The sequence below is a fragment of the Micromonospora sp. WMMD1082 genome, assembly GCF_029626175.1.
Lineage (GTDB): Bacteria > Actinomycetota > Actinomycetes > Mycobacteriales > Micromonosporaceae > Micromonospora.
Map to the genome: position 1 here is coordinate 2,006,784 of NZ_JARUBM010000002.1, position 24,681 is coordinate 2,031,464.

Sequence of the window (24,681 nt, forward strand, 5' to 3'; positions counted from 1 at the left end):
GGGAAACGTGCGGAATCGGAAGATTGTCTGGTGCGTCGGCTACTTCGTCACCCGGTGCGGCTGGTGCCGCTGGCCTTCCTGGTGGCGATCCTGATCGGCACCGGCCTGCTGATGCTGCGCCCGATGACCATCGAGTACCAGCACACCCCGTTCCTGACCGCGCTCTTCACCGCCACCTCGGCGATCTCGGTCACCGGCCTGGCCGTCACCGACACCCCGAACTACTGGTCCGGCTCCGGCCTGGTGCTGATCACCGTTCTCACCCAGCTCGGCGGGCTCGGCATCCTGACCGGTGCCGCGCTGGTGATCCTTACCGTGTCCCGGCGGCTCGGCCTGCACAATCGGATGCTGGTGCAGGCCGAGACAGCGGAGTACGGGCTCGGCGACCTGCGCCGGCTGCTGCTGCACATCGCCACGACGATGTTCGCCTGCGAACTGGCGATGACGGTCCTCGTCGCCGCCCGGCTCTGGCTGACCTACGACTATCCGTTCTGGCGGGCGTTGTGGACCGGGGCCTTCCACGCCGTGCAGGCGTTCAACACCTCCGGATTCTCCCTCTACGCCGACGGCCTGCTGGCCTTCTCCCGCGACCCCTGGGTCAGCCTGCCGCTGGCCCTCGGCGCCATCGTGGGTGGGCTGGGCTTTCCGGCCCTGTTCGAGGCGGTCCGGGAGTGGCGGCGGCCGGCGCGCTGGGCGGTCGCCACCAAGTTGACCATCTGGGGCAGCGCCGCCCTGATCGGCGGCGGCGCCGTCGTGCTGCTGGCCACCGAGTGGGCCAACCCGTGGACCGTCGGCCAGTACGACGTCCCGGGCAAGGTGCTCGCCGCGTTCACCCAGATCGCGCTGGCCCGCACCGGCGGCTTCCAGGTGATGCCGACCGACGCGCTCCGGGAGGAGAGCTACCCGCTGCTGATCGGGCTGATGTTCATCGGCGGCGGCAGCACGAGTACGGCCGGCGGGATCAAGGTCTCCACCTTCTTCCTGCTCGCCTTCGTCATCTGGGCGGAGATCCGCGGCGAGCCGGACGTCACGGTCGGGCGGCGCCGGGTCGCCACGTCCAGCCAGCGGCAGGCGCTCACCGTCGCGCTGCTCAGCGTCGCGATCGTGGCCGTGGGCACCACCGCGCTGATCGCGATGACCGACAAGCTCCCGTTCCACGCGGCGCTCTTCGAGGTCACCTCGGCGTTCAGCACCGCCGGACTCTCGGTCGGCGTCCTGTCGTCGCTGTCCGACGGGGGCCAGTTCCTGCTGACCATCCTGATGTACGTCGGCCGGGTCGGCCCGCTCACCTTCGGCTCGGCGCTCGCCCTGAACACCCGGCGCCGGCTCTACCGCTACCCAGAGGAGCAACCCATTGTCGGATAGGAATCCGTCCGGCGGCATCGCCGTGATCGGCCTCGGCCGATTCGGGTGTCACCTGGCCGAATCACTCAACGCGCTCGGCCACGAGGTGCTTGCCGTCGACCACAACGCCCAGCAGGTGCAGAAGTGGTCGCCGGTGCTCGACCAGGTGGCGCAGGCCGACGCCACGGACGGGGCGGCGCTGCGCCAGCTCGGCCTGTCGGAGGTGCAACGCGTGGTGGTGGCCATCGGCGCCTCCGTGGAGGCCAGCGTGCTGACCGTGCTCGCGCTGGTGGAACTCGGTATACCCCAGATCTGGGCACGAGCCACGTCGGGCCAGCACGCGAAGATCCTCTCCTCGGTCGGCGCGCACCACGTGATCTTCCCGGAGGCGGAGACGGGCGAACGGCTGGCGCATCTGATCGCCAGCCGGATGCTCGACTTCGTGGAGTTCGGTGACGCCTTCGCCATCGCGCGGATCCGCGTGCCGGAGACGCTGGTCGGTCGTCCCACGAGCGAGGTGCGACTGAAGCGCTACGGCGTGCGGGTGATCGGGGTCCGGCAGCCCGGCGAGAACCGCTACCGCTACGTCTCCGACGGTCTGGAACTCACCCGGGACAGCACGCTCATCGTCGAGGGAACCATCGATCAGGTCCAGCGCTTCTCCGCGCTCTCCTGACCGGGCAGCGCCGGGCAGGCTACCCGGCAGCGGGTGCCCTGCCGGGCCTGCCCGGCTGCGGCTCTGCCCCACCCGGCTTGCCCTTGCCCCTGCCCGGTTCGCCCTTGTCCGACTTGGCCTTGCCCGGCTTGCCCTTCTCCGGCTTGGCCTTGTCCGACTTGGCCTGGCCCGGCTTGGCCTGCTGCGGCGTGGGCTTGACGCCACCGGAACCCCCGGAGCCGGCCTTCCCCGCCGTGGCCTTCACCGTCTTGGTCGGCGTCGGCTTGGTCGGCGTTGCCTTCGCCTTCGGCTTCGGCTTGGTGGTCGGCGCGCTGCCGGCCACGCCGGAGACCTGCACCCCACACACCGCCTCGCCGACCCGGAACTCCACCGGGAGCGGGTTCGCCCCGGTGTACCGCCCGGTCAGGTTCAGCTTCTCGGTGGCGCCCGGCGCCAGGGCGGGCCGCTTCGGATCCGGCTGCACGGCCACGGCCCGGCCCTGCTGGCGTACCGGTGCCGGCGTCGCGCCGGTCACCTGCTGCTCACCGGGGAACGCGAAGCTCATCGTCCAGTCGCGCAACTCACGGTCGCCGGTGTTGGTCAGGCTCAGCTGGGCGGTGAAGTCCTTGCCGGAGTCCTTGCGCAGCGCGTACGTGACCTGGCAGGGGGTGCGCTGCTCGCTGCCCATCCGGGCCTGGGCCGGCTGGTCGATGCCCCCACTGGCCGGGCTCCGCGACGTGACGCCCCAGACCGTGGCCGTGACGACCATCAGCGCCGCGGCGGCCACCATCGCCTCGGCCCGACGCCGGCGGTCCGGCGCCCGACCGCGCCGCGGGCCGATCAGGGGCCGCAGCCCGACCAGGGGCAGCGCGTCGGTCGCCGCGGACCAGGGCAGGATCGTGGTGCCGGCGCCGGCCGACGACACCGGGCCGGCGGTGCCGGCGCCAACCGCCACCGGCACCGCCGGCACCTTCCCGGCCGCCTCGGCGAGGATCCGGGCCAGCTCGGCGGTGACCGGCCGGTCCGCCGGCCGCTTCGCCAGGCAGCGATGCACCAGGTCGGCGACGCCGCCGGGCAACCCCGGCACGCCGGGCATCGGCTCCGGCTCGCGGTACATGTGCGCCCGCAGCATCTGCGTGGTGGTGTCGGCCTGCCAGGGCAGCCGCCCGGTGAGCATCCGGTACAGCAGCAGCCCCATCGCGTACACGTCGGTGGCCGGGCTGACCTGGCCGTTGTCGAGCCGTTCCGGGGCAAGATACGCGGGTGTGCCGAGCAGGGTGCCGTCCGGCCCCTTCTCGCTCTCCCCGACCAGCGCCGAGATGCCGAAGTCGACCACCTTCACCCCGGTCGCGGTGAGCATCACGTTGCCGGGGGTGACGTCGCGGTGCACCACCCCCCGGGCGTGCGCGGTGGCCAACGCGGAGGCGACGTCGGCGGCCACCGTCACCGCCTCCCGCCACGGCAGCTGGCCGTCGCGGGCCAGGCGCGCGGTGAGCGGGCCGCCGTCGATCAGCTCCATCACCACGTACGGCAGGGTCAGCCCGACCTGTACCGACTCCCCGTAGTCGTACACGTTGGTGATGTTGGGGTGGCAGAGCCGGGCGGCGGCCTGGGCCTCGATCCGGATCCGGTGCCGGAACGCCCGGTCGCTGGCGAGCCGGGAGGCGAGGACCTTGACCGCGACCTGCCGGCCGAGCACCTCGTCGTAGCCGCGCCAGACCACCGACATGCCGCCCGCGCCGACCTGTTCGATCAGCCGGTACCGCTCACCGAGCAGCTGTGCTCCCCTGCGTACCCGACCACCCATGGTCGGCGTTGTTGCCCGACGCGAGGCTCCCTACACCTTTCTGGTCGGATTCGGTCGACGATGTCACCCGATCAGGCGGTGGCGAGCAGTTGGTCCACCGGGGCGTAATCGTCGGTCAGCACCATCGCATCGCCGACGAAGTCCGTCAGGTCACCGCCGCTGAGCAGGCTGGCCGGCTCGTTGCCGTCGTCCAGCCGGGCCCGCACCGCGGCCAGCGGCAGCGGCGCGTCGGAGGCCACGATGAGGAAGTTGGCGCCCCGCTCACCGGCCAGCGCCTCGGGCGGAGCGATCAACGCGACGTGCCCGAACTCGGCGGCGACGGTGGCGACCTCGCTGCGGATGAAGCGCAGCGGGGGATAGTCGATGACGTTCTGCACGTACACCCCACCCGGCCGGATGACCCGGCGGATCTCGGCGGCCATCTCCCGGGTGGCCAGGTGCCAGGGCACCACCAGGTGCCCGAAGGCGTCACCCACCACGTAGTCCCGGCTGGCGGTCGGCTCGGCGGCCACCAGCAGCCGGGCGTCGCCCACCACCGCCCGCAGGTCCGGCCCCTGCCGTACGCCGAGTCGCCGCTCCCCCAGCTCGACCAGCCCACCATCGATCTCGAAGACCAGGTTGTCGGTGCCGGGCCGGGTGGCGGTCAGGTAGCGCGGCACGGTGAAGCCGCCGCCGCCCAGGTGCAGCGCGTCGAGCCGCTGGCCCGGCGCGGCGATCACGTCGGCCACCGCACCGATCCACCGGGTGTACGCGTACTCCAGGTGGGTCGGGTCGGCCAGGTCCACGTACGAGTGCTGGGCCGAGTTGAGCAACAGCGTCCGCCCGCTGGCCCGGCCGGGGTCGGCCTGGACCCGGGCACAGTGGTACGCCGTCTCGACGTCGCAGGGGTTCGGCGCGACCATGGTCAGCCCGGCACCGGCCAGGCCGAGCACCGCCAGGGCGGCCTTGACCCGCCCCGGGCCGGGCAGCGTGGCCCGGTCCTGCCGGTGCAGGTACACCCCCAGGCCGATGCCGACGATGCCGAGCGAGGCGGCCAGCCCGAACAGGATGACGGTGCTGGGCAGGGCGGCGACCAGCACGAAGCCGGTGACCAGGGTGGCCGTCACGGCGCCCAGCGTGCCGATGCCGGAGAGCCGGCCGACGACCTGGCCGGTGCGGCGCAGATCGGCGAGCTGGAGCTTGACCACCAGCGGAGTGACCGCGGAGAGCAGCATGGCGGGGGCGAACACGGCGACCGCGACCAGCAGCAGGATGGCGCTGGCCGCGCCGCCGCGCAGCACCTCACCGGCGTAGCGCACGGCCGGCAGGGTGATCGCGGTGGCGATGCCGGCGAGCACCAGGGCCGGCGCGAGCAGCGTACGCGGGTTGCGCCGGTCGGCCAGCCAGCCGCCCGCCCACGCGCCGTAGGCGATGGCCGCCAGCGCGATGCCGATGACCGAGCTGGTCACCTGGAGGGTGACCCCCACGTACGGCCCGACGAGGCGCAGCGCCGCGGTCTCCAGGACCAGGACGGCACCGCTGGAGTAGAAGACCAGGAAGGCGGCGAGCCCGTTGGGCAGGGCCCGGGCCACCTCCGGCCGGGATGGTACGGGTGGGACCGCCACGTCAGGCGATGGAGAGTTCATCGTGGCGATGGTACGCAGCGGTCCCCGCGCCACGGGTCACAACATCGAGAGATGAACGTGGTTCGTGTGGTCGGCGGCCGGGCTGCCGCTGCCGCTGTACGCCCGCCATCCGACGCCCGGGTGCCAGATCTGCCGGAACCAGATCACGTAGAGCACGCCGAGCCGGTCGGCGTTGCGGACGTGCCAGGCGGCCAGGCTGTCCCCGTACGCCTTGTCGCCACCGGTCGCCGTGCGGTCCTCGAACCCGTTCGTGGCGGCGGAGAAGTCGCAGGCGCGGCCCTTCGGGTGCTCGCCCGAGCCGCCGCTGCGGAAGCAGGAGACGTGCCGCTTGTACCCGGCGGCCTGGGTCTGCTGGAGCGCGTGCAGGGTGCGCGGCGTGATGCAGCCCGAGGTGGTCGGGTCGTTCACCGAGCAGGACTCGCTCGGCAACGAACCGTCGGAGTTGCGCGGTGCCGGCCTCGCCGTCGCGGAGTTGCCGCCGCTGAAGCCGCCGCTGCTGCCCGAGCTGACCGCCGCCAGGGCCGCCTCGGCCTCCTTCTTCTTCTTCGCCATCACGGCGAGCTGCTTGGTCTGCTCGCGCACCTCGGCGTTGATCGCGAGCTTGGCCGCCCGGGCCTCCTCGCGGGCATCGGCCAGCTCGCGCACCCGGCGACCGTCCCGCTGGGCCATCATGTCGAGGTTGGCGGCCCGCTGCACGAACGCCTCCGGGGTCCCGCTGTCCAGCAGCGCCGCCGCCGGGGTGAGCCGGCCGACCCGGTACGACTGCGCGGCCACCTCGCCGACCAGCGCGGTCAGCTCGCCCAGCCGGCTCTCCAGCTCGGCCAGCTCGGTGGCCATCCGCTTCTGCCGCTTCTTGGAACCATCGAGCTCGCGCTTGGCCTCGATGTGCGCCTTGGCGGTGGCCTCCAGGGCGTCCCGTAGCTTCTTGCTGCCGCCCTCGTTGGGCTCGGCGTACGCCGGCACGGCACCGACACCGAGCAGCAGCGCCACGGCGGCGAGCAGGACGATCAGCGGCCGGTGAGCCCGCCGCCCGATGGACATGGACCTGCGCACGAAAGCATCCTTTCGTCGGCCGCCGACCCCCCGGTGAGTCACTGCGCGGCGGCGACCTCCGCCGGCGCCGGTCGGCGGCCTGCTGGCGGAAGGCCGCCGGTCAGCGTACCGGAACCGGCACCCAGCACCAGGCCCCCGACCTCCGCACCCCATCGATTGTCGACACACCGCCACCCCCCTCTCACCCTCCGCATCGCGGGCGCGGGCAGCCGCCATGTCAGCCCGGGAGGAGGGCGGTGTGCACCTCGGTCCAGACCTCGTCGTTGACGGCGACCAGCAGACCGTCCTCGGTGCCGGCCGGGTGGTAGTCCGTGCCGTCGAGCCGGCGGGCCACCCCGCCCGCGGCCCGCACCAGCAGGGTGCCCGGGCCGTGGTCCCACGGCAGGGTGCGCCAGAAGAGCACGAACTGCTGCCGACCGGTGAGCACGTCGAGATACTCGCGCCCGGCGCAGTGCTGGCCCGGCAGCAGCTCGCCGATCCGCGCGCCGCCCGCCTCCACCGCGCGCCGCGAGGGCCCCGGCAGGAACCTGGTCATCGCCGTCCCCCGCAGCTCGCCCACCGGCGGCACCACGCCGGGCAGGCGCAACGGATGCCCGTCGAGATACGCGCCCTCGCCACTGCGGGCGGTGGCCAGCACGTCGGCCAGCGGGTCGAACACCCAGGCGGCCACCGGCTCACCGTCGGTGAGCAGGGAGACCATCAACGCGAACGGGCGGCGGCCCGCCGCGAAGTTGGCGGTGCCGTCGACCGGATCGACCAGCCACACGTCACCGGAGGAGCGCAGCTGGTCCAGCAGGTCGGGATCGTCCGCCACCGCCTCCTCGCCGACCACGACCGAACCGGGCCGCAGCCGGAGCAGGCCGGCGGTGATCATCTCCTCGGCCCGGCGGTCGGCGATGGTGACCACCTCACCGGGAGCCTTCTCGGTCACGTCGGCGTCGCCGAGGTGCCGGAACAATGGCAGTACGACGCGCTCGGCGGTCTCCCGCAACAGCCCGGCGACGTCGTCCAGCATGGTGTCAGCCACGTGGCGGCAGCTTCACCACGCTGACGAAGAACTCGTCGATCTGCCGGACCACCGCGATGAACTGCTCGAAGTCGACCGGCTTGGTCACGTACGCGTTGGCGTGCAGCTGGTAGCTGCGCAGGATGTCCTCGTCGGCCTGGGACGTGGTCAGCACCACCACCGGGATCCGGCAGAGCTGCTCGTCCTTCTTGATCTCCGCCAGCACCTCCCGGCCGTCCCGCCGGGGCAGGTTCAGGTCGAGCAGGATCAGATCCGGCAGCACCGCGTCCGCGTACTGGCCCTCGCCCCGCAGGTACGCCAACGCCTCGGTGCCGTCGGAGACGACGTTGAGGCGGTTGCGCACCTTGTGCTCGTCGAACGCCTCCTGGGTCATCAGGACGTCACCCGGGTCGTCCTCGATCAGGAGCACCTCGATCGGGCTGTTGCCGTCCGCCGGCGCGGTCATCCCACCGCCTCCTTCATGCCGCCTGTTCCACCGCTGCCCCGTGCCGGATCAGCGACGGCCGAGGAGCGCTCCGATTCGCCGTCGACCCCCGCGCCGACCGTACCGCCACCGACCTGGGCCTCGTCAGCGGCCCGGCCCTCGTGACCGGCCCGGCCCGACGCCACGTCCGTCCCCGCCTCTGGGTCGGACCCGGCCGGCCCGTCGGCGTCGGCGGGCGGCCCGTCCGCTCCGGTGCCACTCCTCGCGGCCTCGACGTCGGCGGGCAGCGCGGGCAGCGTGAACCGGATCGCCGTCCCCTCGGGCACATCCGTGTCCACCCAGACCCGACCGCCGTGGTATTCCACGATCTTCTTGACGATCGCCAGCCCGATCCCGGTCCCCGGGTACGCGTCCTTGGCGTGCAACCGCTGGAAGATCACAAAAATCTTGTCGGCGAACTCCGGCTCGATCCCGATGCCGTTGTCCTGACACGTGATCTCCCAGTCCTCGCCGACCAGCCGGGCCGAGACATGCACCTTCGGCGCGACGTCGGGGCGGCGGAACTTGACCGAGTTGCTGACCAGGTTGACCAGCAGGTTCGTCAGCAGTGGCTCCTCGCCACGGATCACCGGCAGCTCACCCCAGGTCAGCTCGGCGTCGGCGTACTGACGGGCCGGCTCGGTCTGCGCCGCGACCTCCGCCATCAACTCGTTGAGATCCACGTCGGCGAACCCGACGGTGAGCCGGCCGATCCGGGAGAACGCCAGCAGGTCGTTGATCAGCCGCTGCATCCGCTGCGCGCCGTCCACCGCGAACGCGATGTACTGGTCGGCGCGCTCGTCGAGCCGGCCGGCGTACCGCCGCTGGAGCAGCTGGCAGAAGCTGGCCACCTTGCGCAGCGGCTCCTGCAGGTCGTGCGAGGCGACGTAGGCGAACTGCTCCAGGTCACGGTTGGACCGGGTCAGCTCCTCGGCCTGCTTCTGCAACTGGGCGTTGACCCACTCGATCCGCTCCCGCGCCTGGCGCACCTCGGCCAGATCCGCCGCGATCTTCTGGCGCATGCGGTCCACGTCCTCGCCGAGGCGCCGGAACTCCGGCGGCCCGGTACCGGCGATCCCGTGGCCGTAGTCGCCGGTCGCGACCTCGCGGACCTGCCCGGCCAGGCCGGTCAGCGGGCGGATCACCATCCGCTCCAGCGAGACCAGCAGCGTCACCCCGGCGACCACCACCACGAGCGCCGCGATGACCAGCAGCAGCACGAGCAGGTTGCTGGTCTCGCGTACGTCGGTGGCGGCCTCGTCGCGGACCTCGAGGATGCCGTCCTGCAACACGTTGACGGCGGCCCGGATCTCGTCGAACTCCTGCCGCGACCGGTCGGTGAGCAGTTCCTGGCCGGCGTCCGTTCCGCCCGCCTCGATCGCCTGGATGACCGGCAGCGCGACGACCTGCCGCCACTCGTCGGCCCGTTGCCCCACCAGCTCGAACTCGTCACGCAGCTCCGGATAGCTGACCAGCAGCCGATCCATCGAGCTGGTCAGCTCCTGTTCCCGTTGCCGGCCGGCGTCGAACGGGCCGAGATCCGCCCGCTCGCCGGTCAGCGCGTACCCCCGGATCGCGGTCTCCTGGTCGACCAGCACCGCGAGCAGTTCCTGGGACTGGGCGCGCAGCGGACCGGTCTTGTTGAGCACCGCGTCGATCTGCGCCCGGTTACGGGTGGCAACCACCGCCTCCGCGATGGCGACCCCGATCAGCAGCAGCCCGACGACGGCGATCAGCATCGCCAGTCGGCTCCGCAGGCTCCACCCGGCGCCCGTGGTCGTCACCGGCCACCACCCCGGGTGACCAGCAGCATCGCCACGTCGTCGGCGAACGGGCCGTCGTTGAGCTGCTCGGCCCGGCCGACCAGCCAGGCCGGCAGCTCGGGCAGCGGGACCGTCCGGCTGGCCGGCTCGTCGAGCAGGCGGGTCAGGCCCGGTACGTCGAGGCGTTCGTCGCCCTCGCCTATCCGGCCCTCGATCAGACCGTCGGTGTACATCAGCAGAGACCAGTCATCGGTGTCGAACTCCAGGTCGAAAGCGACGGGCCGGCGGGGCCGTACGCCCAGCAACAGGCCGCCCGGTGCCGGCACCGGCGTCACCCGTCCCCCGGCGAGCAGCACCGGTGGCGGGTGGCCGGCCAACCGCACCGTCGCCCGGTTGGCGCTGAGGTCCAGCCGGACCGCCGCGACGGTCGCGAAGATCTCCTGGAGTCGGCGCTCACTCATCAGCACCTGCTCCAGCGCGGGCAGCACCTCGTCGTCCGGCACCCCGGCGAGAATCAGCGCCCGCCAGGCCACCCGCAGTTCGACGCCGAGCGCCGCCTCGTCCACCCCGTGCCCGCAGACGTCGCCGATGATCAGATCGACCCGGTCGGGATGGGTCTGCACCACGTCGTAGAAGTCCCCACCGATCAGGGCGGCGTGCCGGCCCGGCCGGTAGAAGGTGTGCACCGCGATCTGGTCGGTCGACATCAGCGGCTGGGGCAGCAGACCGCGCTCCAACCGGGCCGACTCGGCCTGCCGCAGCTCGACCTCGCGCAGCCGGCGGGCGTTCTCGTCGGCCCGCTTGCGCTCGACCGCGTAGCGCAGCGCCCGCGTCAGCAGCACCCCGTCCACCTGGCCCTTGACCAGGTAATCCTGTGCTCCCTCGGCGACCGCGACGATGCCCAGGTGCTCGTCGGAGCGGCCGGTCAGCACGCAGACCGCCGCGCTGCCGGACATCTCCAGCACCTGCCGCAGCCCGTCCAGCCCCTGGGCGTCGGGCAGGCCCAGGTCGAGCAGGACGCAGTCGACACCCGCGACCCGCCGGCGGGCCTCGCTCAGGCTGGTCGCCACCAGCAGGTCGATTCCCGAGTTCGTCTCGGCCAACAGCTCGCCGACGAGAAAGGCGTCACCCTCATCGTCCTCGACCAGCAGCACCCGCAGCCGCTCTCCGGGGGGCAGGTTGGGGTTGCTGCCCAGCCCTCCCTGCGGGTACGGCCACGACACGACGGAGGGACCGGGCATCCCGGTCCCCCGGTGCGGCCGGGTCACCGCCGCGACGGGCGGGAGATCGCTGGTGATGTCGGCTCCTTCCGAGTGCCCTGCTGATCCTGTATTAGACAACGTTCGCACACAACATGACGGGGCGCCCTCAGGCGGCATGGAGGATGATGTGCACCCCAGGTCCCACCCCTTGCGAGGAGCCACCCCCGTGGGCGCACCCCCCAGCCCCGCCGCCGAGCGCGCCCTCACCCGGCCGCACCGGCGTCACCTCGCCGCCCTGGCGGCACTCGTCGCGCTCGTCGCCGTCGGCGCGGGCGCGCTGCTCGACCTGCGACCGCCGGCGCCGCGTCCGGCCGACGCGCCGGCCGCGGAGTTCAGCGCCACTCGCGCGTACGCACATGTCCCGCGGATCGCCGGGCGGCCCCACGTCGCGGGCAGCCCGGCCAACGACGAGGTCCGCGCCCACCTCGAAGCCGCGCTGCGCGAGCTCGGGCTCGAACCCCAGGTGCAGGACACCGTCGCCGAGGAGGCCGGTCAGCTCAGCGGCGCGGCGGGCGGCGCCACCCTGGCCCGGGTCCGCAACGTGGTGGCCCGGCTGGCCGGCACCGACCCCACTGGCACGGTGTTCCTGGTCGCCCACTACGACGCGGTGCAGACCGGGCCGGGCGGCAACGACGACGCCGCGGGGGTGGCGGCCATCCTGGAGGTGGCCCGCGCGCTGACCGACGGCCCGGCGCCCCGCAACGACATCGTCTTCGTCCTCACCGACGCCGAGGAGGCGTGCCTGTGCGGGGCGTCGGCGTTCGCCTCCGAACACCCGCTCGCCGCCGACAAGGGAGTGGTGCTCAACCTGGAGGCGCGGGGTCGCACCGGACCGGTGATCATGTTCGAGACGTCGCCGGAGAACGCGGCGCTGGTGGAGGTCTTCGGCCGGGCCGCACCGCATCCGGTGGGCACCTCGTTCGCGGTGGAGGTGTACCGCGCCCTGCCCAACGACACCGACTTCACCGCCTTCCTCGACGAGGGTTTCCTCGGACTGAACTCGGCGTACCTCGACGGCGGCGCGATCTACCACACCCCGCTGGATACCCCGGCCGCCATGGACCGGGCCAGCCTCCAGCATCACGGGGACAACACGCTCGGCCTCGCCCGCGAGTTCGGCCGGATCGACCTCGGCGACCTGAGCGCCGGCCACGACGCCACCTACTTCCCCGTCCCCGGCGGCCTCGCCCGCTACCCGGGCCCGCTGGCGCTGCCGCTGGCACTGCTGGCGCTGGCCGGCGTGATCGTGCTGGGCTGGCTGGCCCGACGCCGGGGTCGGGTCACCGGTGGTCGGCTGGCCGCCGGATTCGGGCTGGCTCTGGTGCCGATCGTGGTCGCGCCGGTGGGCGCCCAACTCCTCTGGGCGGCGATCGTCGCTCTCCGGCCGGGCAACGCCGAGCTGCTCGACCCGTACCGGCCGACCTGGTACCGGCTGGCGGTGCTGTCCCTCGCCGCCGCCGTCGTGTTCGCCTGGTACGCGCTGACCCGCCGCCGGATCGGCCCGGCCGCGCTGGCCATCGGCGGGCTCGGTTGGCTGGCGCTGCTCGGCGTGCTGCTCGCGGTGCTGGTGCCCGGCGGGGCGTACCTGGCGACCCTGCCCGCCCTGGCCGGCGCGCTCGCCGGGCTGGTGTCGCTGGCCACCCGACTGCGCGGCCCGCTACCCGTGATCGCGGTGACCGTCGCCGGCGCGGTGGCGGTGATCGTGCTGCTGCCGACCGTGGTCCTGCTGTTCCCGGCGCTGGGCATGGCGATGGGCGGCGTCGCGGCGCTCTTCGCGGTGCTGCTCGGCCTGGCCGCGCTGCCCGTGGTCGACCTGCTGCACCCGGAGGCCGGCGGCCAGCGCGGCATGGTCGCGCTGCGGGCCCGCCGGCTCGGCGCCCTGCCCGCCGGCGCCGCCGCACTCGCCGCGGTGACCCTCGCCGTGACCGGCATCGCCGTCGACCGGTTCGACGCCGCGCACCCCGCACCCACCCACCTTATGTACGCCCTGGACACCGGTACCGGTCAGGCCCGCTGGCTCAGTCACGAATCCGCACCACAGCCCTGGACCGACGAGTATGTCGACGGCCCGGTCCAGCTCGCCGACGAGTTCCCCGGCATCGGTGCGCGCGACCTGCTCGGCGGCCCGGCGGAGGCCGCCGGCCTGCCCGCGCCCCGGCTCGACGTGCTGTCCGACACCACCACCGCCGGTTCGCGCACCGTGACACTGCGGCTCACCCCGCAACGCCCCGTACGCCTGGTCACCCTGCACGTCGACACGAACACCGCGACGGTACGCAGCGCCCAGGTGGCCGGCCGCCCGGTGCCGGTCGAGCAACGCGACGGCCGATGGGGCTTCGGCATCGTCTTCCACGCCCCACCGCCCGAAGGCATCGAGATCACCCTGACCGTCGAGCCGACGGCCGGCCAGCTCGTGCTCCGCGCCATGGATGCCAGCGACGGCCTCGACGCCCTCCCCGGCTTCCGCCCCCGCCCCCCGAACGTCGGCATCGCCGGCTCCCATACCTCCGAGCTACTCGCCGTAGCCCACACCTACCCCCTATAACCCCGCCATCCCTCTCGCCGAGATCTTGGTACGAAACGGCCCCTGGAGGGGCAACGACGTACCAAGATCCGTTCGGCCTGCGGTTGCCGGTCGAGGAGCTTGACCACTCCCCGGCCTCGGATGACGGAAGAGGCAATGCGATCATGACTCGATGACTGATCCGACTTTCGTCTTCGTTCATGGTGCCGGCAGCAACTCGTTCACCTGGGCGCCCATGCAGCGGGAGTTGGCCCTGCGCGGGCATCGTTCGCTCGCCGTCGACCTGCCTGGGCACGGGTTCGGCGCGACCTTTCCGGCTGCGTACCAGGCGCCCCAGGATCTCGCCGCCCTGGCAACCGCGCCGAGTGCGATAGCGGGCATCGGGCACGCCGACAACGTGGCGCACGTCCTGGACGTGGTGAAACGGGTACGCGAGCACGGGCCGGTGATCCTGGTCGGGCACAGCCGGGGCGGGGCCACCCTGACCGGAGTCGGCAACGCCGCTCCGGACCTGGTGGACCGGCTGGTCTACATCACCGCGTGGTGCTGCACCGCCGACACCCCGGCGGGATACCACGCCTCGGCGGAGAACGCATCGAGCGCACTGCACCGCCTTGCCGGGCTGCTCGCCGCGAACCCGATGGAACTCGGCGCGCTGCGCTTCAACTGGCGTACCGCCGACCCCGAGCTGCTCGCCACGCTCCGGGAAGCTGTCCTGGCCGACGGCACCGACGACGAGTTCTACGGCTACCTCAACACCCTGGAACCGGACGAGAGCCTGGACGGCGGCGAGGAGCGAGCCAACGCCGAGACCTGGGGCCGGATTCCGCGCACCTACATCCGCCTCACCGCCGACCGGTCGCTCCCGATCGCGCTCCAGGACCGGTTCATCGCCGACGCCGACGCGCTGACCCCCGACAACCGCTTCGACATTCGGTCGCTCGATGTCAGCCACGCCAGCGTGCTCGTCCGCCCTGGCGAGACCGCAGCGCTGCTCGCCTCACTGGTGCGCTCCTAGCAAGATCCGCAGCACGTCAACGCCCCGCTCTCCTCGCTACTTCCAGCGGAAGTGGACGAAGAGGCGGCCGAAGTTCTTGGAGTCCTTCTCGACGCGGTGGTAGAGCTGCTTGACGTCCTTCTGGTCGAGGAAGCGCAGCACCCGCTTCTTGAGCTGGCCGGAGCCCTTACCCGGGATGATCTCGACGAGGGTGGCCTTCTTGGCCACCGCCTCGTCCATGATTCCCCGCAGTGCCCGGTCGATGTCGTGGCCCTTGTTGAAGATGTCGTGCAGGTCCAGCTTCAGCTTCATGCCGCGTCCACCGTCCGGTCGGCTCCCATGCGAGCCATCGTAGGCACGCCGGCCGCCGGCCAGGCCATCGTGGGCGCGCCGGCCGCCAGCCCTCGCAGACGTCGAGAGGGCAGCCAGACGTCGAGAGGGCAGCCAGACGTCGAGAGGGCAGCCAGACGTCGAGAGGGCAGCCAGACGTCGAGAGGGCAGCCCTTCCGGGCTGCCCTCTCGACCCGCCGTCTCAGCGGCTGCTGCCGGCCCTGGTCTCGACCCGCTTCAGGGCGGCCGTGTAGTCGTCGTTGGACGAGTGCATGGCCGCCGCGATGCGCAGGTGACGCAGGGCGTCGGGGTACCGGTTCAGCCGCTCCAGCGTCCGGCCCAGCACGTGGTGGGCGTAGTGGTCGCTGGGGTTGCGGTCGACCAGCTCCCGCAGTTGCTCCTCGGCCCGACCGAGCTGGGCCGACTGGAAGTAGGCCCGGGCCAGCAGCTGCCGTACCGCGGCGTTGTCCGGCTCGGCCTCGACGATCGGTTCGAGCAGCCGGGCCGCGCCGCTCGGGTCGCCCGCCTCGAAGAACAGGGTCGCCCGCCGGTACTCGGCCAGCAGATCCATGCCGCCACCCCCTCCGTGTCGCACCACTGCCCTGACGCTGGCACAACATCGGCCGCACCGCGACTGTTCCCGAGGCTGACCCGTCGGTTAACAGGGGCCCCTCCTTACACGGGGGTGAGGTCCCAGGCGCGGACGCCGCCTACTATGCCGGCGCTGTTGGGCACCACCACGACATCGTCGCCCATCCGGGTGAGTTGCTCGGGGCGGATCCGGCGGGAGTTGCCGCCGCCGAGGTAGAGGCGGTCCCAGCGGAACACCGGGCGCAGCCCGTCCACCACCTGTCGGATCCTTCGGGACCAGAACGCGTCGCCCAGCCGGCGGCGCTCCGGCTCGCCGACGTACGTGTCGTAGGTGGTGCCCCAGCGCACCGGGGCGTGCGACAGCTCCAGGTGCGGGGCGAGCGTGCCACCGTCGAAGAGCGCGCTGCCCAGCCCGGTGCCGAGGGTCAGCACCAGTTCGCAGCCGGTGCCGGCGACCACCCCGGCACCGTGCACCTCGGCGTCGTTGAGCACCAGCGCCGGCAGGCCGAACGCGACGGAGAGGGCGCTGCGCGCGTCGTAGCCCGACCAGCGGGCGAGCAGCGCCGGGTCGACCCGGCTGCGCGGCCCGGTGCGGGTCACGTAGTGCGGGGTGGCCACCACCACGCCGTGCCGGATCATGCCCGGCATTCCCACCGTCACCCGGTCGGCCGTGGGCAGCCGGGCGCCGAGATCCACCAGGGTCTGGACGAACAGATCCGGCGGAAGGGGGTACGGCGTGGGCACCCGCAGCGGTTGGGCCCGCATCGTGCCCGCGCCGTCGAGGACGGAGGCCTTGATCCCGCCGCCCCCGCAGTCGATCGCCAGAGTGGTCAACACGCACGTGAGTCTGCCTCGTCCGGCGGCCCGGCCGCGCGACGACGGGTAGGCTCGCCTGCTTGTGAGCGCCACGCTGATCGCCAAGGACCTCGCCGCAGGTCACGGGGACCGGACCCTGTTCACCGGCCTGGAGCTGGTGGTCGCCCCCGGCGACGTGGTCGGCCTGGTCGGTGCCAACGGGGCGGGCAAGTCGACGCTGCTGCGTACCCTCGCCGGGTTTCTCCCGGTCGAGGCCGGCAGCGTCGCGGTGAGCCCGCCCGGCGCGAGCGTCGGGCACCTGCCGCAGGAGCCGGAGCGGCGCCTTGGCGAGACGGTCCGGGCCTTCCTGGCCCGGCGCACCGGCGTGGCCGGCGCGCAGGCCACCCTCGACGCGGCGACCGGAGCCCTGACCGCCGGCCGGCCCGGGGCGGACGACGCCTACGCCGCCGCGCTGGAGAGCTGGCTCGGCCTGGGCGGGGCCGACCTGGACGAGCGGGCCGAGGAGGTGGCCGCCGAACTGGGGCTCGCCGTCGACCTCGACCAGGAGATGAGCAGCCTCTCCGGGGGCCAGGCGGCCCGCGCCGGACTGGCGTCGCTGCTGCTCAGCCGGTACGACGTCTTCCTGCTCGACGAGCCGACCAACGACCTGGATCTCGCCGGGCTGGACCGGCTGGAACGTTTCGTCACCGGGTTGCGGGCCGGCACGGTGCTGGTCAGCCACGATCGGGAGTTCCTGGCCCGGACGGTGACCCGGGTGCTGGAACTCGACCTGCATCAGCAGCAGGTCAACCACTTCGGTGGCGGCTACGCCGCGTACCTGGAGGAGCGGGAGGTGGCCCGCCGCCAGGCGCGCGCCGACTACGAGGAGTACGCCGACACCAGGGCCTCGCTGCAGGCGCGGGCACGCACCCAGCGGGCGTGGATGGAGAAGGGTGTCCGCAACGCCCGGCGCAAAGCCACCGACAGCGACAAGATCGGCCGGAAGTTCCGGTCGGAGGCGACCGAGAAGCAGGCGGCGAAGGCGCGGCAGACCGAGCGGCTGATCGAGCGGTTGGAGGTGGTGGAGGAGCCGCGCAAGGAGTGGGAGCTGCGGATGGAGATCGCCGCCGCGCCCCGCGCCGGCGCCGTCGTGGCCACCCTCCGCGATGCCGTGGTACGCCGTGGCGACTTCACCCTCGGCCCGGTGAACCTGCAGATCGACTGGGCCGACCGGGTGGCGGTGACCGGGGCGAACGGCTCCGGCAAGTCGACCCTGCTGGCCGCTCTGCTCGGCCGGCTGCCGCTGGACGCCGGCCAGGCCACGCTCGGTCCCGGCGTGGTGGTCGGCGAGGTGGACCAGGCCCGAGGGCTCTTCCTCGGCGAGGCGCCCCTGCTGGACGCCTTCAGGGCTGCCGTGCCGGACCTGTCCCCGGCGGACGCCCGCACGCTGCTGGCCAAGTTCGGCCTGCGCGCGCAGCACGTGCTGCGCCCGGCGGCGACGCTCTCGCCCGGCGAGCGGACCCGGGCCGCGCTGGCGCTGTTGCAGGCGCGCGGGGTCAACCTGCTGGTGCTGGACGAGCCGACCAACCACCTCGACCTGCCGGCCATCGAGCAGCTGGAGTCCGCGCTGGCGAGCTATTCCGGCACGCTGCTGCTGGTCACCCACGACCGGCGGATGCTGGACTCGGTACGCCTCGATCGCCGGCTGCGGGTGGCGGCGGGGCGGATCGCCGAATCCTGAATCCGGCGGAATCCGGCCGGTGGGGCGAGAATGACTCCATGCTCAGGTGGGAGTACGCACTGTTGGTGCGGCGCCGTCAGCCGGCCACCAACGACCTCGGCTACGAGGTGGTCTTCTCCTGGTACGGCCCCGATGGTTCCATGATCGACCTCACGCCGTACGGCGACACCGCGCTGGCCCATCTCAACCGGGCCGGCGACCAGGGCTGGGAACTGGTCGCGATGAGCGAGGACCCGTCCCTGCCGGGGAACAACGAGCTGCATCGCTATCACCTGAAACGGCTCAGGACGACCGCCCCGCCCCGGCAGCGGATGCGCGCCGTGCGCCCCCGGCGGCCGATCCCGCGCTGACCCTCGGGATCGCCGGCACGGATTTCAGGGACAAGCGACGCATAACGGGCAACGTTCCGGGTAACGGGCCGGCCGGAGGTGACCGGCATGGTCGCGTTGGCACACACTCCGCCCTCCGCCGAGCGGCTGCGGGCGGTTGACGGGTTCCTCGCCGAGGCGTGGGCGGACCAGGCCGCCCACGACGAGCGACTGCGGGGGCTGGGAGTCAAGGTCCGCTTCGACCGGGGCGTCGCGCACCTGACCGGCGAGGTCGACGAGCCGGCGCAGCTGCGGCTGGTACGCGAGCGGGTGGGCCGGCTGGCCGGGGTCTTCGGCGTCTGGTGCCGGGTGCGGGTCGGTGGACGCGACCCGGTGGTCGTGGATCTCGGCTGCGGCGGCACCAAGCAGTGGCCGGGCAACCTCGGGCTCGACATCTTCCCGGCGCCGGGCGTGGATGCGGTCGCCGATCTCTCCGGCTCCCTCCCGCTGGCCGACGACTCGGTCGACGTGCTGTTCGCGGTGCACATCCTGGAGCATCTGATCGACTTCCTGCCGCTGCTCGACGAGTGCCACCGGGTGCTCCGCCCGGGTGGCGTCCTGCACGTGATGAGCCCCTGGTGGGGGCACGTGAACGCGGTGGCCGACCCGACCCACGTCCGGCTGCTGGACGTGCAGACCGTCAAGGGCGTCTGCGTGATGCGACCGCCGGGCACGCCGCGCTGGTACCCCCTGCACGCCGGCTCCGACGGCGCCTCGATCTTCGCCGACCTCACCCCGTTGGGACCGGACGACGACGGCCCCTCCGCCTCCCACCTGGCCCGCTTCTTCGACTAGGCCGGCGCCACCGACCGTCGCCGGGCCCGCCGGCCGAGTTCGCGGCGGGCGGAGGTCTTGCGTTCCGCCGGCCGGTGTGAAAATTTCCTACCAGCGATAGATGGTCGACGGCGAATCTTGCCGTCAACTTTCTGTCGTGACCCTCCCTGCCCCCGGTAGCCCCGACGAAGGGACACACCGCATGAAGGCATCTCGACTCAGCGCCGCCGGACTCACCGCCGCGCTGCTCGGCGCGCTCGTCGCCGCCATCCCCGCCAACGCCAACGCCACCCCTGCCAGCGCCACATCCGTCAGCGCCATCCCCGGCGCGGCGGGCGCCGCTGGCGCCTGCGTCACCGACCCGGCCACCCCGAAGCGGCAGTTCCGGGCGATGTGGATCGCCTCCGTCACCAACATCGACTGGCCCAGCAAGGGCTCGCAGACCGCGCCGGACCGGATCGCCGCCCAGCAGGCCGAGTATCGCGAGTTGCTCGACCTCGCCGAGCGGCTGCACCACAACGCGGTGGTCGTGCAGGTCCGCCCGACCGCCGACGCGTTCTGGCCGTCGCCCCACGAGCCCTGGTCGGAATACCTGACCGGGGTCCGGGGCGCGGATCCGGGCTGGGATCCGCTCGCCTTCCTCGTCGACGAGGCGCACCGGCGCAACCTGGAGTTCCACGCCTGGTTCAACCCGTACCGTGTCTCGATGCCGGCTCCGGGCGGCGCCGGCGCCGACCTCGATCAGCTGGCCCCCGGTCACCCGGCGCGGGAGAACCCGGACTGGACCTTCGCCTACCCGCCGGCCGACGTCGCCGGCAGTCGGCTCTACTACGACCCCGGCGTCCCCGAGGTGCGCGAGTTCGTCCAGACCGCGATGCTCGACGCCGTGCGGCGGTACGACATCGACGCGGTCCACTTCGACGACTACTTCTACCCGTACCCCAGCGGCACCCACCAGGTGCCCGACGACGCCACCTTCGCCGCGTACCACCGTGGCTTCACCGATCGGGACGACTGGCGGCGGGACAACATCAACCTGCTGGTCCAGGAGATGGGCGTGCGGATCAAGGCGGTCAAGCCGTGGGTGAAGTTCGGCGTGAGCCCGTTCGGCATCTGGCGCAACGCCTCCGTCGACCCGCTCGGCTCCGACACCACGGGCAGCCAGTCGTACGACATCATCTTTGCCGACACCCGGAAGTGGATCAAGGAAGAGTGGATCGACTACGTGGTGCCGCAGCTCTACTGGTACATCGGCCAGTACCCGGCCGCCGACTACGCCCGGCTGGTGCCGTGGTGGGCCGAACAGGTGCGGGACACCCGGGTGCAGCTCTACATCGGCCAGGCCGACTACAAGAGCGGTGACCCGGCGTACGGGTCGTACTGGATGAACCCGCGCGAACTCTCCGACCACCTGACGCTGCACCGGTCGCACCCGGAGGTGCTGGGCAACGTCCACTTCTCCGCGGTGCAGGTCCGGGCGAACCGGCTCGGTGCGACCGACATCTACGCCGCCGAGCACTACTCGCGGCCGGCCCTGGTGCCGACCATGCCACACCTGCCCGCGAAGTGGCTGCTGCCGCCGGTGGTCACCGCCGCCGAGCGGCACGCCGAGGGGGTACGGCTGCGCTGGCGACAGCTGGCCGACGGCGTCGGGCCACTGGGCACCGCGACGTCGTACGCGATCCACCGGGTCGACGGCATCCGGGTGCTCCCCGGCTGCGCCCTCGCCGACGCCGCCCACCTGGTCGGCACGGTGCGGGCGACCTCGGGGGCCAACCAGTCGTGGGTGGACACGACGGCGACGGCGGGTAGTCGGTACACCTACTTCGTGACCGCGCTCGACCGCCTCGGGAACGAAAGCGTGGCCGGCCCGCCACGATTCGTCCACTGACGATCATCGTCCGGCCGTCAGCGAATGCCCTGGACACCCCGGTGTCCAGGGCATTCGTCTGTTTCGGCACAGGTCACCAATATTTCTCGCGGGTAACACCCACCGGCCGTGCCCTTGATCGAGACTGATCGAACTCCGGTGACTCGCCGGTAACTATTGGCCCCACCGCCCACCCCTGCGGAGGTATGACCCGTGCCCAGACGTCTCGCCACCACCCTCATCTCGACCGTACTCGCGCTGTTCACCGCCCTTGCCGTGGCCTCCCCCGCCGCGGCCGCGGTAACCCCCGCACAGAAGCTGTCCGTGCTGTCCAGCTGGACCCAGACCAGCGCCAGCAGCTACAACTCCTGGAACTCGGCCCGGCAGAACCGGGGCCCCTGGGCCGAATACAACTTCGACTGGTCCACCGACTTCTGCTCGTCCAGCCCGGACAACCCACTCGGGTTCACCTTCTCCCTCTCCTGTGCCCGGCACGACTTCGGCTACCGCAACTACAAGGCGGTCGGCCAGTTCAGCGCCAACAAGTCCCGCCTGGACAGCGCCTTCTACGAGGACCTGAAGCGCGTCTGCGCCACGTACAACTCCGTCGTCCGGCCGGCCTGCCTCAGCCTGGCCTGGACCTACTACCAGGCGGTCTCCATCTTCGGATCGGTCGCCGCCGTCCAGCAGTCCGACATCGACCGTGCCGCCAAGATGAAGGTCGACGCCGAGAACCGCGCCCGCGCCTGACCACCACTCCCCACGGACGCCCGGCCGGCACCACCGGCCGGGCGTTCGGTGCTGTCAGGCGTGTTCGGTGTGGCGGTCGACGGTGGTGGGCTGGCGAGGTGCCGAGCGGCCCGCCCGCGCCGCGAACCGCGCGGAGTCGCCGGCCAGATCGGGATGCTCGACGCCGAGCGCCAGCGCGACGGCCTCGTCCAGGCCCAGCTCGGCACCCTCGCCGTACGCCTCGTCGAAGGTGGCGTCGCCCAGCATCAGCCGCAGCTCCGCCTGCCGCTGCGTCCAGTACCCGTCGTAGATCCCGGGGGTCGATCGCAGGCCCGCCCTGGTCGCCTGCGCCGCTCCGAAGAGCCGGGCCGCGGTCAGCGGCTGCTCCCCGGCGGCACAGCGCACCGCGATCGCGTTCAGCGTGTCGCAGGCCCGCCCGTGGAAGCCATGGTTCATCCGCGACCGCAACGCCACCAGCAGGTGCTCGTGTGCCGCCACCAGATCACCCCGGGCCAGCGCGACCATGCCGAGCAGCATGTCCACCGAGCGCCGCCCACGATCGGCCGGGCGGGACGCCTCCACCGGCCGGGCCGCGCCGAGCAACTCCGCCGCCTCGTCCAGCGCGCCCCGCCGCCACAGCAGCTCGGCCAGACGGAACACGGCGAACAGCGCCTCGGCGTCGACCCCCTGCTCGTGTGCCCAGTCGATGACCTCCTGGCAGACCCGCTCCGCCTCGGCGAACTGTCCCATGTCGACCAGCGGCGCGGCGCGGCCGGCGAGCACCCGGGCCAGCAGGCCGGCGTCTCCGGCCTGGCGCGCCGCCGCCTCGGCCCGCTGCGAGTAGCGCAGCTCCTCGGCGAACTCGCCGTCGCCCCCGGCGTGCAGCGAGTGCATGTGGTACGCCGCCGCCAACTCGCCCTCCGGAACGGACTCACCGGTCTCGGCGAGCCGGCCGTACAACCGGAACAGCCAGAGCCGCCCCTCCCGCGCCAGCCCACGCTCCCGCCACCACTGGTCCAGGCCGGCGGCCAGCTGCAGGCCGGCGCGGGCACTGCCACCCGTGGCGCACCACCGCAGGGCGGCACGCAGCTCCCCGGCGAGCGGATCCAGCGCGTACAGCGAGAGGGTCACCGGCTGCCCGTCCGGGCCGAGGTGTGCCCGCTGGAGGGCATGCGCCGACCAGGCCACGTGCCGGTTGCGGGCGACCTGCTCCTCGCCGGCCTCCACGAGCCGGCGGGCTGCGTACGCCCGGATCGGGTCGAGCATCCGGTACGTGCAGCCGGTGGCGTGCGGCTCCGCCAGCACCATGGACTTGTCCACCAGCACCGACAGCGGGTCGAGCGGATCGTCGTCGAGCAGCCACTCCACCGTCGGTAGGTCCACCGGGCCGGCGAAGACCGCCAGCCAGCGCAGCAACCGCGCGGCGCGCGGGCCGAGCGTCCGGTACGACCAGGTCACCGTCGCCTGCATGGTCAGGTGCCGCGCGGTCGCCGAGCGCACCACCGCCCGCGCCGAGGGGATCGGCGGGTCGGCACCGGCGGCCGCCGCCAGGTCTGCGTCGCCTTGCTCGTTGCCGGTGTCACGCTGGTGGCCGGTGTGTGCCCGGTCGGCCGGTGGCGGCTGCGGGTCGTCCCGGCCGGCGTCGAGCGTGCCGAGCATGTCGTCGAGACGCTCGGCGAGCTGCCCGACCGAGAGCACCCGCAGCCGGGCCGCGGCCAGCTCGATGGCGAGCGGCAGGCCGTCCAGCCGCCGCACCACCCGCCGCAGGTCGGCCGACTCGGCGGGGTCGGGCTGCCGCCCGCCCCGGGCCGCCGTCGTGCGGTCCAGCAGCAGGGCCACCGCGTCACTCTCGGTGCCGTCGGGTGGCGGGTCGACCGACAACGGCGGGATCCGCCACACCACCTCGCCGGGCAGGCCCAGCGGTTCCCGGGTGGTCGCCAGCACGCGGACCCCACCGCCACCGGCGAGCAGCCGGGAGACCGCCTCGGCGCAGGACGCCGGCTGGGCGTCGCAGGTGTCGAGCACGATCAGCATCCGGCGGGCGGCAGCGTACTCCACCAGCGTGTCCACCATCGGTCGGCCCGGCTCCGGCCGCAGCCCGAGCACCGCGGCGATCGCGAAGGCCACCAGGCCGGGGTCGGTGACCGCGGCAATGTCGACGAACCAGACGCCGTCCGGATGCTCCTCGACCAGATCGGTGGCGAGTTCCACGGCCAGCCGCGTCTTGCCACCGCCCCCGGCGCCGAGCACCGTGACCAGCCGATGCCGGGCCACGAGCTGTCTCAGCTCGGCGCGCTCGGTCTGCCGGCCGACGAACGAGGTGACCTGGGTCGGCAGGTTGTGCGCCACCGCGTCGGCGGTACGCGGTCGCGGGAACTGCCGCTCCAGCCCCGGGGCGACGAGCTGGAAGAGCCGTTCCCGGTCGTCGAAGCCGCGCAACCGGTGCAGCCCGAGGTCGAGCAGGGCGGCTCCGGCCGGCAGCGGATCGGCGTGCCGGGCCGTGGCGGCGGAACAGAGCACCTGCCCGCCGTGTGCGGCGGCGGCCACCCGGGCCGCCCGGTGCACCTCGGGGCTGGCGTACTCGCCGTCGCGCGGCTCCGCCCAGCCGGTGTGCAGGCCCATCCGCACCCGGGGCGCGGCCTCCGGGGCCGGCCAGTCGTGCTCGCCGAGGGCACGCTGCGCGGTCAGGCAGGCGGTCAGTGCCGCGCTGGCGTCGCCGAAGGCGAGGAAGAACGAGTCGCCCTCGGTCAGCAGCTCCGCTCCCTCGGTCGCCGCGATCGTCCGGCGCAGCAGGCGGCGGTGCTCGGCCAGCACCGGCCGGTAGCCGGGACCGAGCAGTTGCGCGAGCCGGGTGGAGCCCTCGATGTCGGTGAAGACGAACGTGACCCAGCCGGTCGGGAGGTGGATCCGTGACGGCATGCGTGGAACCTCCCCCCTGGCCTCGGCTCCATGCTTCCCGAAAC

Annotated in this window: 19 protein-coding genes and 1 pseudogene; 9 read left to right on the top strand and 11 right to left on the bottom strand. The window is 72.8% G+C overall.

From position 1 onward, the window contains the following. The first annotated feature begins 30 nt into the window (after positions 1–30). Both O7615_RS09485 and O7615_RS09490 read left to right on the top strand, forming a co-directional pair. Positions 31–1,365, top strand: a complete 1,335-nt coding sequence (locus O7615_RS09485; protein ID WP_278177009.1) for a potassium transporter TrkG — start codon at positions 31–33, stop codon at positions 1,363–1,365. Next, positions 1,355–2,020 (top strand): TrkA family potassium uptake protein, encoded by a 666-nt coding sequence (locus O7615_RS09490; RefSeq protein WP_278177010.1) that lies wholly within the window; start codon positions 1,355–1,357, stop codon positions 2,018–2,020. Before O7615_RS09485 ends, O7615_RS09490 begins: the two co-directional genes overlap by 11 nt. A 19-nt stretch (positions 2,021–2,039) precedes the next feature. Here O7615_RS09490 and O7615_RS09495 read toward each other — a convergent pair whose 3' ends face one another. The 7 genes from O7615_RS09495 to O7615_RS09525 form a co-directional block, all read right to left on the bottom strand. Then, a complete protein-coding gene (locus tag O7615_RS09495; protein WP_278177011.1) occupies positions 2,040–3,806 on the bottom strand; it encodes a serine/threonine-protein kinase in 1,767 nt (588 codons plus the stop codon). Between the two features lie 71 nt (positions 3,807–3,877). Further along, positions 3,878–5,431, bottom strand: coding sequence for a fused MFS/spermidine synthase (locus tag O7615_RS09500; RefSeq protein WP_278177013.1), 1,554 nt, complete (start codon positions 5,429–5,431; stop codon positions 3,878–3,880). Positions 5,432–5,467: 36 nt separating this feature from the next. Next, complete coding sequence (locus O7615_RS09505) at positions 5,468–6,472, bottom strand: hypothetical protein (protein WP_278182031.1); 1,005 nt, start codon at positions 6,470–6,472, stop codon at positions 5,468–5,470. 229 nt (positions 6,473–6,701) lie between these two features. After that, positions 6,702–7,511 (bottom strand): inositol monophosphatase family protein, encoded by an 810-nt coding sequence (locus O7615_RS09510; RefSeq protein ID WP_278177014.1) that lies wholly within the window; start codon positions 7,509–7,511, stop codon positions 6,702–6,704. Beyond that, positions 7,504–7,956: a response regulator gene (locus O7615_RS09515; RefSeq protein WP_278177015.1), complete on the bottom strand. Its 453-nt coding sequence runs from the start codon at positions 7,954–7,956 to the stop codon at positions 7,504–7,506. The genes O7615_RS09510 and O7615_RS09515 overlap by 8 nt, the downstream gene beginning before the upstream one ends. Further along, entirely contained in the window at positions 7,953–9,713 is a 1,761-nt protein-coding gene (locus tag O7615_RS09520; RefSeq protein WP_278182032.1) for a sensor histidine kinase, read from the bottom strand. The genes O7615_RS09515 and O7615_RS09520 overlap by 4 nt, the downstream gene beginning before the upstream one ends. 41 nt (positions 9,714–9,754) lie before the next feature. Beyond that, a complete protein-coding gene (locus O7615_RS09525; RefSeq protein ID WP_278177016.1) occupies positions 9,755–11,005 on the bottom strand; it encodes a fused response regulator/phosphatase in 1,251 nt (416 codons plus the stop codon). 160 nt (positions 11,006–11,165) lie between these two features. On the opposite strand from O7615_RS09525, the gene O7615_RS09530 reads away from it, so the two are divergent. Together O7615_RS09530 and O7615_RS09535 are read left to right on the top strand one after the other, a co-directional pair. Further along, on the top strand, positions 11,166–13,544 hold the full coding sequence (locus O7615_RS09530; protein ID WP_278177017.1) for a M28 family peptidase: 2,379 nt from the start codon (positions 11,166–11,168) through the stop codon (positions 13,542–13,544). A gap of 151 nt (positions 13,545–13,695) precedes the next feature. Then, positions 13,696–14,541, top strand: coding sequence for an alpha/beta hydrolase (locus tag O7615_RS09535; RefSeq protein ID WP_278177018.1), 846 nt, complete (start codon positions 13,696–13,698; stop codon positions 14,539–14,541). A gap of 36 nt (positions 14,542–14,577) precedes the next feature. On the opposite strand, the gene O7615_RS09540 is transcribed toward O7615_RS09535, so the two are convergent. From O7615_RS09540 to O7615_RS09550, 3 genes are all read right to left on the bottom strand, one after another. After that, on the bottom strand, positions 14,578–14,832 hold the full coding sequence (locus O7615_RS09540; protein ID WP_013736060.1) for a Smr/MutS family protein: 255 nt from the start codon (positions 14,830–14,832) through the stop codon (positions 14,578–14,580). 220 nt (positions 14,833–15,052) lie between these two features. Beyond that, positions 15,053–15,421, bottom strand: a complete 369-nt coding sequence (locus O7615_RS09545; RefSeq protein WP_278177019.1) for a tetratricopeptide repeat protein — start codon at positions 15,419–15,421, stop codon at positions 15,053–15,055. A 104-nt stretch (positions 15,422–15,525) separates the two neighbouring features. Further along, the gene (locus O7615_RS09550; protein ID WP_278177020.1) at positions 15,526–16,278 is read right to left on the bottom strand and encodes an ROK family protein; all 753 of its coding nucleotides are present in this window, start codon (positions 16,276–16,278) and stop codon (positions 15,526–15,528) included. Positions 16,279–16,339: 61 nt separating this feature from the next. Here O7615_RS09550 and O7615_RS09555 point away from each other — a divergent pair, with 61 nt between their 5' ends. The 5 genes from O7615_RS09555 (at position 16,340) to O7615_RS09575 (ending at position 21,739) form a co-directional block, all read left to right on the top strand. Further along, positions 16,340–17,977, top strand: a complete 1,638-nt coding sequence (locus tag O7615_RS09555) for an ABC-F family ATP-binding cassette domain-containing protein (RefSeq protein WP_278177021.1) — start codon at positions 16,340–16,342, stop codon at positions 17,975–17,977. A 38-nt stretch (positions 17,978–18,015) separates the two neighbouring features. Then, positions 18,016–18,327, top strand: coding sequence for a hypothetical protein (locus O7615_RS09560; RefSeq protein WP_278177022.1), 312 nt, complete (start codon positions 18,016–18,018; stop codon positions 18,325–18,327). A gap of 87 nt (positions 18,328–18,414) precedes the next feature. Then, the gene (locus O7615_RS09565; RefSeq protein WP_278177023.1) at positions 18,415–19,140 is read left to right on the top strand and encodes a methyltransferase domain-containing protein; all 726 of its coding nucleotides are present in this window, start codon (positions 18,415–18,417) and stop codon (positions 19,138–19,140) included. 181 nt (positions 19,141–19,321) lie between these two features. Continuing rightward, positions 19,322–21,010: a family 10 glycosylhydrolase gene (locus O7615_RS09570; RefSeq protein WP_278177025.1), complete on the top strand. Its 1,689-nt coding sequence runs from the start codon at positions 19,322–19,324 to the stop codon at positions 21,008–21,010. A gap of 192 nt (positions 21,011–21,202) precedes the next feature. Continuing rightward, the gene (locus O7615_RS09575) at positions 21,203–21,739 is read left to right on the top strand and encodes a phospholipase (protein ID WP_278177026.1); all 537 of its coding nucleotides are present in this window, start codon (positions 21,203–21,205) and stop codon (positions 21,737–21,739) included. 54 nt (positions 21,740–21,793) lie between these two features. Here O7615_RS09575 and O7615_RS09580 read toward each other — a convergent pair. Continuing rightward, positions 21,794–24,669, bottom strand: a pseudogene (locus O7615_RS09580) (adenylate/guanylate cyclase domain-containing protein). Between the last annotated feature and the right edge of the window lie 12 nt (positions 24,670–24,681).